Source organism: Saccharopolyspora sp. NPDC000995 (assembly GCF_053599315.1).
Genome location: NZ_JBSFLZ010000158.1, coordinates 1 through 14,530 on the forward strand (window position 1 = coordinate 1; position 14,530 = coordinate 14,530).

The 14,530-nt window shown below is 69.0% G+C and carries 12 protein-coding genes; 6 read left to right on the forward strand and 6 right to left on the reverse strand.

Annotation, left to right across the window (positions count from 1 at the left end; all coding sequences use genetic code 11):
• Positions 1 to 229: 229 nt before the first annotated feature.
• Positions 230 to 553, reverse strand: a complete 324-nt coding sequence (locus tag ACWDKQ_RS31965; protein ID WP_450142496.1) for a YciI family protein — start codon at positions 551 to 553, stop codon at positions 230 to 232.
• 421 nt (positions 554 to 974) lie between these two features.
• On the opposite strand from ACWDKQ_RS31965, the gene ACWDKQ_RS31970 reads away from it, so the two are divergent.
• Positions 975 to 2,135, forward strand: a complete 1,161-nt coding sequence (locus tag ACWDKQ_RS31970) for a kynureninase/PvdN C-terminal domain-containing protein (RefSeq protein ID WP_450142497.1) — start codon at positions 975 to 977, stop codon at positions 2,133 to 2,135.
• A gap of 610 nt (positions 2,136 to 2,745) precedes the next feature.
• Here the strand turns inward: ACWDKQ_RS31970 and ACWDKQ_RS31975 are convergent.
• The 3 genes from ACWDKQ_RS31975 to ACWDKQ_RS31985 all read right to left on the reverse strand — a co-directional run bounded on the left by ACWDKQ_RS31975 (position 2,746) and on the right by ACWDKQ_RS31985 (position 5,450).
• The gene (locus ACWDKQ_RS31975) at positions 2,746 to 4,539 is read right to left on the reverse strand and encodes an FUSC family protein (protein ID WP_450142498.1); all 1,794 of its coding nucleotides are present in this window, start codon (positions 4,537 to 4,539) and stop codon (positions 2,746 to 2,748) included.
• 250 nt (positions 4,540 to 4,789) lie between these two features.
• Positions 4,790 to 5,128 (reverse strand): hypothetical protein, encoded by a 339-nt coding sequence (locus ACWDKQ_RS31980; RefSeq protein WP_450142499.1) that lies wholly within the window; start codon positions 5,126 to 5,128, stop codon positions 4,790 to 4,792.
• A 40-nt stretch (positions 5,129 to 5,168) separates the two neighbouring features.
• Entirely contained in the window at positions 5,169 to 5,450 is a 282-nt protein-coding gene (locus tag ACWDKQ_RS31985) for a hypothetical protein (protein ID WP_450142500.1), read from the reverse strand.
• 304 nt (positions 5,451 to 5,754) lie between these two features.
• Here ACWDKQ_RS31985 and leuA point away from each other — a divergent pair, with 304 nt between their 5' ends.
• Positions 5,755 to 7,548 carry a 2-isopropylmalate synthase gene (gene leuA / locus ACWDKQ_RS31990; RefSeq protein WP_450142501.1) on the forward strand — a complete coding sequence of 598 codons (1,794 nt, stop codon included), beginning with the start codon at positions 5,755 to 5,757 and terminating at the stop codon, positions 7,546 to 7,548.
• Positions 7,549 to 7,637: 89 nt separating this feature from the next.
• Here leuA and ACWDKQ_RS31995 read toward each other — a convergent pair whose 3' ends face one another.
• Positions 7,638 to 8,330: a DedA family protein gene (locus ACWDKQ_RS31995; protein WP_450142502.1), complete on the reverse strand. Its 693-nt coding sequence runs from the start codon at positions 8,328 to 8,330 to the stop codon at positions 7,638 to 7,640.
• A 212-nt stretch (positions 8,331 to 8,542) separates the two neighbouring features.
• Here ACWDKQ_RS31995 and ACWDKQ_RS32000 point away from each other — a divergent pair, with 212 nt between their 5' ends.
• From ACWDKQ_RS32000 to ACWDKQ_RS32010, 3 genes are all read left to right on the forward strand, one after another.
• Entirely contained in the window at positions 8,543 to 9,712 is a 1,170-nt protein-coding gene (locus tag ACWDKQ_RS32000) for a mandelate racemase/muconate lactonizing enzyme family protein (protein WP_450142503.1), read from the forward strand.
• A gap of 513 nt (positions 9,713 to 10,225) precedes the next feature.
• On the forward strand, positions 10,226 to 10,480 hold the full coding sequence (locus tag ACWDKQ_RS32005; protein ID WP_450142504.1) for a hypothetical protein: 255 nt from the start codon (positions 10,226 to 10,228) through the stop codon (positions 10,478 to 10,480).
• Positions 10,456 to 12,096, forward strand: a complete 1,641-nt coding sequence (locus ACWDKQ_RS32010; protein WP_450142505.1) for a hypothetical protein — start codon at positions 10,456 to 10,458, stop codon at positions 12,094 to 12,096. The genes ACWDKQ_RS32005 and ACWDKQ_RS32010 overlap by 25 nt, the downstream gene beginning before the upstream one ends.
• A 284-nt stretch (positions 12,097 to 12,380) precedes the next feature.
• Here ACWDKQ_RS32010 and ACWDKQ_RS32015 read toward each other — a convergent pair whose 3' ends face one another.
• Positions 12,381 to 13,292, reverse strand: coding sequence for a LysR family transcriptional regulator (locus ACWDKQ_RS32015; protein ID WP_450142507.1), 912 nt, complete (start codon positions 13,290 to 13,292; stop codon positions 12,381 to 12,383).
• A gap of 72 nt (positions 13,293 to 13,364) precedes the next feature.
• On the opposite strand from ACWDKQ_RS32015, the gene ACWDKQ_RS32020 reads away from it, so the two are divergent.
• Positions 13,365 to 14,297: an EamA family transporter gene (locus ACWDKQ_RS32020; RefSeq protein ID WP_450142506.1), complete on the forward strand. Its 933-nt coding sequence runs from the start codon at positions 13,365 to 13,367 to the stop codon at positions 14,295 to 14,297.
• The last annotated feature ends 233 nt before the right edge of the window (positions 14,298 to 14,530 follow it).

The following is a 14,530-nucleotide window of genomic DNA, read 5'->3' on the forward strand; positions in this document are numbered from 1 at the left end:
GGCCACCCGGTACGACAAACTCGCTGTCCGTTACGAGGCCACGGTGGTCATCGCGTCTATCAACGAGTGGCTCTGACATCTGAAACAGACCCTAGTTGGACCGGTGCCGGACGGGCTCAGGTGGGGTCTTCCAGGCGGTGGGCGCGAGCTGTGAGGTGTCGGCGTTCGGGTGCGCTCGTAGTGCGGCGGGCGGCTTCGCGGAACGCATCCGCTGCCCCGGCGCGCTCGCCTAGCAGTTCCAGCAGGTGGTGACGGGTGGCGAAAAGGCGGTGGTGGCGGGCGATACGCTTGTCCGCTTCCAGCGTCGCCAGCAGTTCGAGATTAGAAGCTGGCGAGGTACTCCTTGGTCTCCAGGTACCGCCGGGACGCCGTCCTTGCGGCGGATGAGCTGGGCGTTCGCCGCGTCCGCCAGACCGTAGGCGCCCAGCAGCTCGCCGGTCTCCCGGTACTTCGCGTTGAACGCCTCCTGCTTGGCGATCGCCTCCGGCCACTCCTCGGCAGGGAAGGAGTCCCACTTGGCCTGGTTGCCGTAGATCATCGCGACGTACTTCATCTCGGGTGTCCTTCCCGCCCCGCGCACCCCACCGGCGCGCTGTCACCCTTCAGTCGGAGCCCGCGACGGATCCTCGACATCGGGCGGCGAACTTTCTACAACTTTTCGGACCCGCCGTTGACCAGCCTAAATCGGTCGTCGTCCAGAAAGGGGACCAGGAGGGACACCGGTCCCGGCCGAGGACGCCAGGATGTCGGCGGTGCGCACACTGCTCGGCCTGGTCGCCGGGCGGCCGCCGGAATCGCGGCACCAGCTGGTGCCGGTCGAGCTCGTGATCGGCAGGACTTCGGCCGAACCCTGCTAAACGGCGCAAGGCGCTGCGCCGAGGGCACCATGACCTGGCTCGATGTTGCGGGCCGATGTTAAGCGGTGACCCCGCCACCCGTTACCTACCGCCGGGTAATGCGGTATTACTTCACTCGTGTGGACCAGCACCAGGCCGACGGCGGAGACGCTCGATCGGGCCGACCCGCTCGCCGACCTGCGTATCCGCTACGACCTGCCGCCGGGTGTCATCCACCTCGACGGCAGCAGCGGCGGACCGCTGCCGCGCACAACGCCCGCCCGGCTGCGCCGATTCGTCGAGCACCGCTGGGAGCAAACCGGGCGCCCGCGCGGAGAATCCGACTGGCGCGGGGAGGCCCGGCTCGCCGCGGCCGTGCTCGCGCCGCTGATCGGTGCCGCACCGAGCGAGATCACCGTTGCCGAGACCACGTCCATAAACCTGTTCAAGGCGCTGCTCGCGGCGGCCCGGCTTCGCCCGGACCGGCCGGTCCTCGCGGTGGGCAAGGACTGCTTCCCCGCCGACTGCTGGCTGGCGCGGTCCGCCGCCGACTTCATCGGCGGGCGGCTGCACCTGCTCCACAGCAGGGACGAACTGGACCTGCTGCCGTGGGACGAGGTGGCGGTGGTCGCCCTGTCGCACACCGACGAGCGGTTCGGAGGCGTGCGCGACGCCGCCGCTCTCACCGCCGAGATCCACGGGCACGGCTCGCTGGCGTTGTGGGAGCTGAGCGGCTCGGCCGGGGCGCTGGACGTTGATTTGCACGGCTGGGGCGCGGATTTCGCCATCGGCTGTGGCCACCGGTACCTCGGCGGCGGCGCGGGGGCGCCGTCGTACTGCTTCGTCGCGGACCGGCACCGCGACGCGTTCTCAACGGGTACCTGCGGCACGGGCGGGGTGCTGCACCCGCTGGCCGACGGGTTCGCGGGCTCCGGCTCCAGCTTCTCGGTGGCCGAACTGTGCGCGGGCCTGTCCGTTTTGGATGGCGTTTCGCCGAGGGCGCTGGCGGCCAAGTCCGCCGGCCTGGTGGACTTCTTCCTGGAGCGGCTGGGCGACTTCTGCTCGGAGGCGCAGATCGAGGTCGCGACCTCGCCCGAAGAACTGAGCCGAAGCGCGCAGATCACCTTGCGGCACGACCGGGCCCAGCGGATCGCGGACGCGCTGTTCGACCGCGACGTGCTGGTGGACTACGCCGAACCGGACCTGCTCCGCCTGAGTTTCGCCCCGTCCTGGCTCCGCTACGTGGACATCTGGGAAGCCACCGAACAACTCCACACGACCCTCCACGAAATCGCCTGAACCGCGGGGTTCCGCCCGCCGCAACAGGACCGGTCGATGCCCGGCAGCCCCAAAGCCTGCGGGGATCGGCTGGAACATCCTGGCTCTGGGCAAGATCGGAACCCGCAACGCCCGTGGATCAGACCCGGGCGAAGGAAGACCGAACCGGCCAACCCGATCTGCAAGCTTGCGCAGCCAAATCCGTTGCCGGGCAACGGGTTCACTCACTCCGGAATCAATTCGGCGACGCCGTCGAGGAGGTGCTGGAGGCCGAACTCGAAGATGGTGGTCGGTTCCGAGACGTGGAAGGATTCGGCGCCGGAGCGGGTGATTACCGTCAACTCACCTGCGTCGAAGCCAGCCAGTGCTCCCGGGTGTCCCGCTAGCGGAAAAACTCGACCGCCTCCCGCGGACGGCTTGAGTCGCAGGGAGTCCCCGCAATTTCCAATTGAAATTGAAGGTTCGATTTCGATGAGCGAGGCTCTTCGCCGCTACCGACCCGGGCGAGCACGGCTGCCGGTTCGAGCGCGCCACCACCATCGGATTGGGCGGTACGCACTGCCCGTTCCCCTTCAGCCACATCGACGGCTGAGGCCGTTGAACGCTTCGGGGGCCGCTTCCTCCGAAGCGCTCACGAGCCGACGCCGGTGTAGACCCGCTCCAGCTCTTCGCGGAGTTCCGCAGGAGGTACCTGGGCCGTGCGTAGTTGGCGGGTCGTGGTGCGCATCGTCGACACCAGGCGTTGGGCTTGTTGGAGGTCGTGGGGGTCGTTGCGCACGGCCTTCTCCGTGGCGGCGTCGACCACTCGTTCCAGGAGGATGATCGTCGGCCACCAGCGTTCGGCCTCCGCCGCTGCCGTCGGGTCCATCAGCTGCTGTTGGAGGGCTGCGCGGAGATCCGCCAGCTGGCGATAGGTGCGGCGGCGCAGCGCCGAGCGGCCGTGGTGGACTCCGGCCAGCGACTGGGACACGTACTCCGAGACCGCCTCCACCGCGTCGGCGAACCGGCCCGGCAGCGCCGGCCCCCGGTTCAGCGGGCGCAGCAGGAAACCTACGACCAGGACGATCCCGCAGCCGACGACCGTGTCCACCAGCCTGACCGCGGGCAAGAACTGCTGGTTCTGGCTCATCTGCAGCAAAACCAGCGCCGTTACGACCGCGCTGAACAGGCCGTAGTGGCGGCTGAGCGCGACTGGCAGCTTGGCGGCCAGGACGACGATGAACGGCAGCAGCCACCAGCCGGTCGGCACGAGGGCGATCAGCGCGAACGCGATGAGCACGCCGATGACGGTGCCGACCGCGCGCAGCAGGACCCTGGCGAGGATCGAGCCGGAGTTCGGCTTCAGCACGAGCGCGACGGTCAGGGCGATCCAGTACGGCTCGGCCATGCCCGTCACCAACCCAAGCCCCTCCGCGAGCGCCAGGCACAGCAGCATCCGGCACACCTGAGCCCAGGTAGAGCGGCCGAAGGTCAGCCGGCGCCGCTCGTGGTGTTCACCGGACACCTGCGGGAGCTTCGCGCGCCGGAACGCGGCGATCAGTTCCGCGATGCCCCGGTCGAGTGCGCGCACCAGCGGCGACTCGTCCACGTCTGGCTGGTAGGGCGGCGGGACGTCGCCAGTGCGCATGCAACGCGCCAGGGTTCGCAGCGCTTCTCGGGCACGCTCAGGCGGCTGCTTTCCCGCGTGCGCCAAGGAAATCGACGCCTCGACGATCGGCGTGGCGTACGTGTAGACGAGGTATAGGCGGTCGCGCACGCGGCTGCGTGACATCGAACCTCCGCCCACGAGCACGTCGTGCGCGTTGTCGAGCGCCTTCGTCAGCTCCTGCCTCGCTGTGATCGGCGAGTCGAACATGCGCAGCGTGGTCTCGAAAATCGCCGCGACCGCGCCGCGCGCCGGGGCCGTGCCTCGAAACGGCCAGGTAGCCGCGATGATCGCGAGCACCAGCAGCTCACCGGCGAAGAACCACCAGACCTGCGCCCCGAGCGGCAGCGTCGACTTCTCCCCGGTCGCAACCACGCAGAACGTCAGCATGTGCGCGCCGCCGGAGGACCACAGGTCGCCCATCCGGCTGGACAGGACCGACGGAACCGCCACTGCGAGCACGATCGCCGCCGCCCACCACGGCCCCGGCGCGGCGGCTCCGGCCGCGAACCCGAGCACGCCGAGGATCGCGGCCAGGCCCACCTGGCGCAGCCGATACCGGTACGAGCCGGTCAGGTCCGAGAAGCTTGCGCACAGCGCGCCGACCGAGGCAAGCACGGCCTCGTCGATCCGGCCGGTGAGCAGGCCCACGACCTGGGGGGCACCCACGCCGATGCTCACCGCGCACGCCCGCGTCCAGTCGGCGGGAATCGGTATCGGGCGCAGCATCCGCGGCAACCACTGCGGCAGCACGAGCCTGTGGAACGCTTCGGTCGTCACACGCACATCCCTTCGGTGACGGGGGGGACACGCGCTCTACGCCGAGCGGCATTGGGGATGCTTCCGATTGTCACGCGGCAACTGCCACCGCACCGCGCAAACGCCACCGGCGTCACATCTTGGGTTTGATCACACTCGGGACTGCTTCCAGTCTCGTTCTCAGTGACGGTGCGGCTAGCGGAACCTCAGGGCCTACTCGGGCGCGGGATCCCGGAGTTTGTAGGCCACAAGAGAAGTCCGAAGTGGACTCTCAGGTGAGGGCGCGGAGGATCCGCACGGCCATCGACGTGGCGATCAGCCAGAACAGCGCCGCGACGCCGTAATTGACCGCCACCGCGAGCTTCGGGTCATCCGGCATGAACAGGTCCTGGAAACCCAGCGCCAGCGTCTCCGCCCAGAACGCGACGAACCGCGTGATGCCGTTGTCCGGGTTGGCACCGGCGACGGTGAACACGACGTGGATCACGAGCAGCGCGGCACCGAGAGTGCCCACCCACCGGACGACGTTGACGAGCACACCGGCCACACGGGCCCGTGCCCGTCGCAGGTCAGCGCGGCGCACGCCGCCCTCCTGCGCTTGCGTGCTCACGTCCTCCGCCACGCTCTCCAGTTTGGCACGACCGGCGAGGTCAGCCGAACACGCGAGCCAGCACCCCGCCCACCAGCACCCAGAAAACCGCCGCCAGGCCGTAGTCGAGGAGCACCTGCAGCACCTCGCCCGGCGCCTGCACCAGACCGGGGAAGAACAACGCCCGCGGCTCGGCCGCCTGCGCCACGGACTGCGCCAACCCGTTCTCCGCCGGGAAACCGGTCACCACGAACACGATGTGCAGCACGAGCAGCGCGGCGAGCAGGAAACCCGCGCCGTTGATCAGCGCCGCGACCGCGGATCGCCCCTTCTTCTCCGCCATCCGACCGCCCCTCCCCTTGATCCACCGGCCACTGTGCCAGGCGAGGAGATCGGGAAGCCAGGAATCGCCCGAAACCGGCGACACGCGGTGCGCAGCCGGGAATCCCCGGATCACCACGTGTCAGTTCCCACCATCTGGACATCCCGCTTGCATTTCGGGCCGCTACTGCGGTTAGCCTATGGCCGTGGCTCGCGTTCTCCTGCTTCGCCGCCGCGACGGGGTCTCATAGACCGGCCCCTCGTCGCGGGGTCTGAACGTGCCGGTCGTCGGTCAGACCCGGTAACCGAGCAGGAGAACCACTCGCATGAGCAGCAACACACCCGACGCCCAAGCCCCGTTCACCGGCAAGGTGCACAAGCCGTCCCGGCCAGCACCCGCCGACCAGGCTCCGTGGAACACGCAGCTGGGCAGCGCCATGCCCTACCACCGCTACCGCCCGTTCCACGAACTGGTCGAGAACGTATCGCTGCCCGACCGGACCTGGCCGGACAACCGCATCACCAAGGCCCCGCTGTGGTGCGCGGTCGACCTGCGCGACGGCAACCAGGCGCTGATCGATCCGATGTCGCCGGCCCGCAAGCGCCGCATGTTCGACCTGCTCGTGCAGATGGGCTTCAAGGAGATCGAGGTCGGCTTCCCGGCCGCCAGCCAGACCGACTACGACTTCGTCCGGGAGATCATCGAGGACGGCGCGATCCCCGAGGACGTCCGCATCCAGGTGCTGACCCAGTGCCGCCCGGAGCTGATCGAGCGGACCTTCCAGTCGCTGGAAGGCGCACCGCAAGCGATCGTGCACATCTACAACTCGACCTCGATCCTGCAGCGCCGCGTCGTGTTCCGGGAGGAGCGCGAGGGCATCAAGAAGATCGCCACGATGGCCGCCGAGATGACCCTCGAACTGGCCGGCAAGTACTCCGACACCGACTTCCGCTTCCAGTACTCGCCGGAGTCCTACACCGGCACCGAGCTGTCCTACGCCGCCGAGGTGTGCGACGCGGTCACCGAGATCTGGCAGCCCACCCCAGAGCGGCCGGTGATCCTGAACCTGCCCGCCACCGTCGAAATGGCCACCCCGAACGTTTACGCCGACTCCATCGAGTGGATGCACCGGAACCTGGCCCGCCGCGACTCGGTGATCCTCTCCCTGCACCCGCACAACGACCGCGGCACCGGCATCGCAGCCGCCGAGCTGGGCTATCAGGCAGGCGCGGACCGCATCGAGGGTTGCCTGTTCGGCAACGGCGAGCGCACCGGCAACGTCGACCTGGTGGCACTGGGCATGAACCTGTTCAGCCAGGGAATCGACCCGCAGATCGACTTCTCCGACATCGACTACGTCAAGCGCACCGTCGAGCACTGCAACCAGCTGCCAGTGCCGGAGCGGCACCCCTGGGGCGGCGAACTGGTCTACACGGCCTTCTCCGGCAGCCACCAAGACGCCATCAACAAGGGCCTGGACGCGCTGCGCGACGAGGCGAACAAGGCGGGGACCAGCGTGGATGACTACCCGTGGGAGGTGCCATACCTGCCGATCGACCCGAAAGACGTGGGCCGCACCTACGAAGCCGTGATCCGGGTCAACTCGCAGTCCGGCAAGGGCGGCGTCGCCTACATCATGAAGACCGAGCACCAGTTGGACCTGCCGCGCAAGCTGCAGATCGAATTCTCCAAGGTGGTGCAGGCGCACACCGACTCCGAGGGCGGCGAGGTCAGCCCGACGGCGATGTGGTCGGCGTTCTCCAGCGAGTACCTGGAGGCCACCGCGCCGCTGAAGCTGGTCCGGCAGCGGGCGGCCGGCGAGAACGGCAACGAGAGCATCACCGCGACCGTGGTCGTGGACGGCGAGGAGCACGAGATCACCGGCACCGGCAACGGCCCGGTATCGGCCTTCGTCGACGCGCTGAGCAGCATCGGCTACGACGTGCGGGTCATGGACTACCACGAGCACGCGCTCACGGCCGGTGACGACGCGAGGGCCGCGGCCTACCTGGAGTGCGCGGTGGACGACAAGATCTATTGGGGCGTCGGCGTCGACACCTCGACGATCACCGCGATGCTGCGCGCAGTGGTGTCCGCGGTGAACCGCGCCAACCGCTGACCGACGCAACGCCAACGGGCCGTTCGTCCCCCGCGAACGGGGCGAACGGGCCGTTCCCAGTTTCAATTGAAAACTGCGGGCCAGCGGGGTCAGCGCACTGGAGCGTCGGTTTCGGGTTCGGTGCGTTCGACCTCCACCGGGTCTGCGGATCCTTCCGGCTTTTCCGCTTCTTCCAGTTCCTCGGCTTCGTCGGCCTTCTCCGCGCGGCGGCGCACCACGTGCACGATCAGCCAGCCGATGACGACTGTGACGATGAGGGCGACCCATGAGAACCGGTGGAACCACTGCCCGGCCACCACGCCGAAGATGTAGGCCAGCGTCGTCACCGTGCCCGCCCACGCGATGCCGCCGGTCGCGTTCGCGATCAGGAACTTGCGGTACTTCATGCCGAGGATGCCAGCCAGCGGACCTGCGAGGATGCGCAGCAGCGCCACGAACCGGCCGCCGAACACCGCCCACGCGCCGTAGCGGTCGAACGCCCGCTCCGCCTGGCGCACCGGTTTCGGCCCGAAATGCTTCGGCAGCTTGCGCCCCAGCCAACCCAGCAGCGTGCGCCCGTAGCGCTTGCCGATCGCGTAGCCGATCGAGTCACCGATGATCGCGCCGCTAGCGGCGACCGCGCCGAGCACGATCGGATTGGCGACGCCCTGCGAGGCCGCGACGCCGGCGCTGACGAGCATGATCTCGCCGGGTAGCGGGATCCCGACGCTTTCCAGCCCGATGATCAATCCGACCACGAGGTAGATCACCCCGGGTGGGATCGTGTCCAGCCACTCGATCATGAACGCCCATTTCGATTCGAGAACGCGTCGCGGTCGTCTGGGACGACCGGCCCCCGGCCAGGGTACGTATGCCAACCGCGCTTGGCGCCATCGACGGCAGAGGAAGCCATGCCCATCTTTGGCGCAGGACGGAGGTTGATGTGACGGTAACCACACAGCAGTCGCGAGCGGGCGCAGCCCAGCCGCTCACGACGCCCTGGGGGGAGGGCGTTTTGCGCATAATCGGCATCCGCAGCATCCCGGTCGCCGTACCGTTCAACACCGACGAGAAGTGGGCCTACGGCAGTCGGCGCGGCCTGGTCAGCGTGCTGATCGAGATCGACACCGACGAAGGCATCACCGGCCTAGGCGAGGCCCCGGCGTACCCGTCGGCCGAGATCGTGCTCGCCGTGCTGCGCTCGGTAGAGCGGTTCGCCATCGGCGAGGACCCGTTCCGCACCGAGCGGATCGCGAAGCTGATCGACATCGTCGGCACCTGGCACCACGTGGGCACCACCAACCCCGCGATGGCCGCCATCGACATGGCCTGCTGGGACATCGTCGGCAAGGCCTGCGACCAGCCGCTGGTCAATCTCCTCGGCGGCCCGCTGCGCGAGGAGGTCGAATACCTGCACTACGTCCCGCAGGGCACCCCGGAGTGGATGCGGGAGCAGGCCGCCCGGGGTGCGGCGGCAGGCTTCGAGAGCTTCTACGTAAAGGTCGGCGGCTCGGACCAGGCCACCGACGTCGAGCGGGTCGCCGCGATCCGCGACGGCCTCGGCGGCGGGCCGTCACTGCGGATCGACGCCAACGAGTCCTGGTCCCCTGCGGCGGCGCTTCAGGCCCTGCGCGCGCTGGAGCCTTATGACATCGAGTTCGCCGAACAACCGGTGTCCGGCCGGAACCTTCCCGAGATGGCCCGGCTGCGCGCCCGCGCCGGGGTGCCGCTGCTTGCCGACGAAGCGTCGCGGACCCGCTACGACCAGCTGAACGTGATCCGGCAGGGTGCGGCCGACGCGATCTCGGTGGACAACATGCTGGACGGCAGCCTGCTGAACATGAAGCGCTCCGCCGGGATCTGCGAGGCGGCGGGCCTCCCGGTCGTCAAGCAAAGCCTCGGCGAGCTCGGGGTGGCGACGTACGCCGCGGCCCACTTGATCGCCGCGACGCCGGGATTCCGCTGCGCCAACCAGTCCTACGGCCGGCTGCTCGCCGACGACGTCGTCGAGGGCGGCCCGTTGCCCTATCCGGGTGGCAGGCTGCGGGTACCGGACCGGCCGGGCATCGGAGTCCTGCTCGATCGCGACCGACTGGCCCGCTACGCGGAGTTGTACCAGGTCGCAGGCCATGAATATGGCTACGCCGACCCGGCGGACGGCACTCCGGAAGCGCCGAACCGGTGACCGGAGTACGCCGGAAATCGCAATTCGCTGGGCCGAAAACCAGCGCCCGGTATGGTGAACACACTCGACCAAAGATGGTATTGCGCCTTCGTTCCAATCGGCACCATTGACACCGTCGCAGGATGCCAAGCGACGCCCCCTGGGGAACACAGGATCAGGGGGAGCGGCCGGAGGACGGGGGAAACGTCGGGGACACCGGCCCCTCCCCTTGGTTGTCGTTGAAGGAGCTCGGGACGTCCTGCGTAGCGGTGCGGGTAACGCAACCTCAGACGCCGCCTGGACTGCGGGATCCCGATTTGCGTATGTCCAAGTTGGGCATCGCTGCGCGGTCGTGTAGGTGCGGAAAGAGGAAGCGGCTGCGCCGCTTGCCTGACGAGCTAGGGACCGCCGCTATCTCTGCCTTCCGACAAACCTCTCCCTCCTCTTTGATCACTCGTTCGGGGTACCGGGCTTGATGATGGGCGGATCACCGGGTTACGTCAGGCACCGAAGCTCAGCAGTGTTGAGGTGGACATGTGGCCGACCGAGGATCCGACCGAGAAGCTCCGCTGGCGAATCCCGTGCATCGCACCGTGGGGTTCGGGCACCATGACGGTGCTGGTGGTGGGCGATCGGGTCGCGGTGGTGCTGCCCCCGGGTGACACGCTGATCTTCACCGCCGACGAAGCCGATGACCTCGCCGCGCTGCTGGATCGAGCCGCGGGCTACCTGTCCCGCGGCGCCGAGGTACCGGAGGCGACGCCGTGGCCCTCATCGACACCGACCTGAGCTTCGATCCCCGAGACCCCTACTTCCCCGTTCCCGGCAAAGCCGGGGTGGAGTGGGCGCTGCAAGTCTTCACCACGGCCAACGGCTACGGCATGGACGTCGAGCGGACGCACGTCCGTGAGGGCGACCGCATCCACGTGCACGCGGACCGGTACGCGCGGCTCGGGCAGCAGGTGCCGGTCGACGCCGGTGAGGCCGACATCGAGGTGACCCGCACGGCCGGCGTGCTGGAGTGGTCGATCACGGTGCGCCACGACGAGCCAGTGAAGGCAGTGAAGCTCCTGGTGCGCGGCCTGCCCGCCGACCAGCTGCGGGCCGGTTGGTGGGCGCCGAACACCGGTCGCGGCTGGGCGCACGGCGTCAACGGCCAGCGGTTCCAGTTGGAGTACCCCGGCCCCGACTGGGCGACGCCGTGGGTGGCGGCCGGGGACGAACCGAACGGGCTGGTGCTCAGCGTCCGCGATCCGCTGGTGCGGCGGAAGATCTTGCACGTCCACCAGCCGCCCTACGCGCCGGACCCGATCGCGGAGCTGGTGCACGTGCCGTCGGCCACCGCGCGCTCGACCACCTGCCGGGTTCCTTCGATCCGGCTGCGACTGGGCACCACCGAGCACAGCGCCGACGCTGACCTCGACGATCACCTGTCCTTCGTGGAGGGTGCGCAGAACCTGGTGCCGTGGTCGTCCCGCAAGGACGTGCCGGAGTGGCTGCGGCAGACCTCGCTGGTGGTGACCCTGCACGGACAGCACTGGACGGGCTACGTGTTCAACACGTTCGCGCAGATGGCCGAGGCGCTGCGGTTCGTCGCGCAACACATCGACCCCCACCGCGTGCTGGCGTACCTGCCCGGCTGGGAGGGCCGCTACTACTACGCCTACCCGCGGTACCGGCCCGGCGAAGACCTGGGCGGTACCGAGGGATTCGCCGCGCTCGCGCACACCGCGCGGCAGCTGGGCGTGCGGCTGATGCCGATGTTAGGCGGGCACGGCGCGAACGTGCTCGAGTACCCGGCGTGGGAGCAGTCGGTGCTGCGCAACGACACCAACCGCTACGTGGAGCTGCTGAACCGGCCGGACTGGGACAGCGACCGGGGCGGCGAGGGCGACCAGGTGTTCCTAAACCCGGGCGAGCCGGAGTTCCGCGCCCACCTGGTGGCGTCGATTTCGGCGCTGGTGCGAGATTTCGGCGTCGACGCGGCGTTTCTGGACACCCTGGGCTATTGGTTCAACGACCCTCGCTACGAGGTGATCGACGGCTACCGCCGGATGGCCGACGAGCTGCGCCGCCGCCACCCCGAGCTGGTGCTGGCGACGGAGGGCTGGTGGGACGCGCTGTCGGCGATCTTCCCGCTGAGCCAGCAGTGGTATGGCGCGGACCGCGACCTGCGCAAGCCCCGCGTCCTCACCCGCTACGCCCGCACCACCGGCCACCTAGCCGACGGCACGCCCGGCTCGGGTAGCACCGGCGTGCACGAGAAGGGGTTCCTGCGCCGTCCGTCCGATGTGGCGCGAGAAGCCCACATCCCGGTCGTGGGCATAGCCGACGACACCCTCCCCACCCACGCCGAAGAGGTGGCGGCGATCTGCCGCTGGGCCCGCGACCACGCCCCGAAGTGACGCGCAGAAGATCAACGTTCACCCAGGTCGCTGGCTAATCATCGGTCCCGCGGCCAGATTCGAGCCCAACGACGTCGGCGCGGCCGATTCCGGCGCGGTGGGCGCGGAGGAGGCACCACCACCGCAACCGGCCGTGCTGATCAGGGCGGCGAGGGTTACCGCGAACATGCGAGCCCGTCTGGTCTGGTCATTCCGGTTTTCACCTGCTGCGCGATCGAGGACGGACGACGACCGCGTTTCTTCGCAATCCGCCCGCGCCACCAGCGAAGTTCGGTCCTTCTGAGCTACTTCTGATCGCACAGCCCGGTAGCGGCGGCCGCCTCCGCCAGCAGGGCGTCGAGGACCACCCGTACCGCCGGGCGTTCCGACGCCCCCTTCCGGGAGACGACCTCGACGTTGCGCCCGGCTCGGACACCGGCCAGCGGGCGCATGACCAGCCGCGGGCTGTCCACGGTGTATCTGGGGAGAAGCGCGACGCCGTGGCCGTCCGCGACCAGCGCCTCAGTCACGCGGAAGTCGTTGATCCGCTGCACGACCTCCGGCCGGACCCCCGTGCGGACCGCGAGGGAACGCAGCACGTCATCCACCGGGAAACCGATGTCCACACTCAACCAGGGTTCGCCCACCAGCTCGGCCGGTTCGATGCGGTCCTTGGCGGCGAGGCGGTGGCCCTGCGGCAGCGCGACGTCCAGGGGCTCCCGCAGCAGCGGCGTGATCGCCATGCGCTCGCTGTCGAACGGTGGCGCTTGGTCGTCCCGGTGCGTGACCACGAGGTCGAAGTCGGCGGTCAGCTCGGGGACTTCCGGCGGGGTCATGTCGACGTCGCGGCACTCCAAACGCACGTTGGGCTGTTCGAGCATCCGCCGCAGCAGGCCCGGGAGCAGCAGCAACGCGCCGGACGGGAAGATCGCGACCCGTACCAAGCCGCGCGGCGTGCAGCGGTAGCTGTCCAGCTCGGCCTCGGCCCGGTCCAGCGCGGCGAGCACCTCGTCGGCGCGCGCCGCGAGCGACCGGCCGGCGTCGGTCAGGCGCAGCCCGCGGCCGGCCGGTTCGGTCAGCTGCACGCCGACCTCGGCCTGCAGCGCGCGGATCTGCTGCGACACTGCCGACGGGGTGTAGGACAGGGCCCCCGCGACGGCGGTCACGGTTCCGCGATCAGCGAGTTCCCGCAGGAGTCTCAACCTGCGAACGTCCATGAAGGAATAGTACATGTTACCTGTAATTAATATCGTTTGTACTTCACGGAATCGACCAGCAAGCTGCCAGTTGTGACCTCTCGCGACCGCTTGCTGGCACTGGTGGTCGTCGTGCTCTGGGGCGGCAATTTCATCGCGCTCGACTACGGCCTCGGCCAGTTCCCACCGCTGTTTCTCGCCGGACTCCGCTTCGCGGTCCTGCTGCCGGTGCTCCTGTTCGTGCCGCGCCCGAAGGTGCCGTGGCGCTGGCTGCTCGGCTACGGGCTGTTCTTCGGCACCCTGCAGTTCGCGTTCCTGTTCGTGGCGATGAACATCGGGATGCCGACCGGGCTGGCCTCACTTGTGCAGCAGGCGTCGGCGCCGTTCACCGTGCTGCTCGGCGCGCTGCTGCTGCGGGAGAGGATCACCCCGATTCAGATAGTCGGCATCCTCGCCGCGGTGCTCGGCATGATGGCGATCGGCTGGCACCGCGCCCAGAGCGCCAGCCTGCTGCCGATGCTGATCACGCTGGGCGGCGCGCTCTCGTGGGCGCTGGGAAACCTGTGCAGTCGGAAGGCGAACGCGCCGAACCCGCTGCACCTGACGCTGTGGATCGCCATCGTGCCGCCGCTGCCGATGTTCGCGCTGTCCGCGGTGGTCGAAGGCCCGACGGCGGGCTGGCACGCGGTGGCGACCGCATTCGACTCGCCGACCGGCTGGTACGCGATCGGCGGCCTCGCCTACACCTCGCTGCTGGCGACCATCGTCGGCTCGGGCCTGTGGACGACCCTGATGGGCCGCTACCCGGCCAGCCTGGTCGCACCGTTCTCGCTGTTGGTCCCGGTGGTCGGCTTCACCACTGCCTGGCTGGTACTGGGCGAGCAGCCGCACCCGATCGAGCTCGCGGCCGCAGCGGTCGTGGTCGGCGGAGTGCTGCTGGGCAGCATCAAGCTCGCCCGGCGAACTGCCCCGCCCGAGGTTCCACCCGAACCCGCCGAAGCGAGCGCCTCACTCCGAGCGAGTTGACGAATGGCAGGTGGGTAGCCGATGGTCGCCATCCGTGAGCGCCTTTCGGCGCTATACCGGCTGTTTGGGATGTGGCGGCGCCGGGATGTGCTCGGGGCGACCCGGTGCGCTCCAGCGGCGTGACGGTCGTGCGGCTGGGGGGGGTGGGCGGGCGTGTCGCCCGGCTGGCCGTCCCCCACGACAGCGGTCTATACCACTAGCACCCCACATAAATCACGACACTAATAAACAAC

Bases quoted from the DNA above. Each gene is read 5' to 3' on its own strand.
- ACWDKQ_RS31965 (WP_450142496.1), bottom strand. From the start codon at position 553: ATGAAGTACGTCGCGATGATCTACGGCAACCAGGCCAAGTGGGACTCC.
- ACWDKQ_RS31985 (WP_450142500.1), bottom strand. From the start codon at position 5,450: ATGGCGGAGAAGAAGGGGCGATCCGCGGTCGCGGCGCTGATCAACGGC.
- leuA (WP_450142501.1), top strand. From the start codon at position 5,755: ATGAGCAGCAACACACCCGACGCCCAAGCCCCGTTCACCGGCAAGGTG.
- ACWDKQ_RS31995 (WP_450142502.1), bottom strand. From the start codon at position 8,330: ATGATCGAGTGGCTGGACACGATCCCACCCGGGGTGATCTACCTCGTG.
- ACWDKQ_RS32005 (WP_450142504.1), top strand. From the start codon at position 10,226: ATGTGGCCGACCGAGGATCCGACCGAGAAGCTCCGCTGGCGAATCCCG.
- ACWDKQ_RS32015 (WP_450142507.1), bottom strand. From the start codon at position 13,292: ATGGACGTTCGCAGGTTGAGACTCCTGCGGGAACTCGCTGATCGCGGA.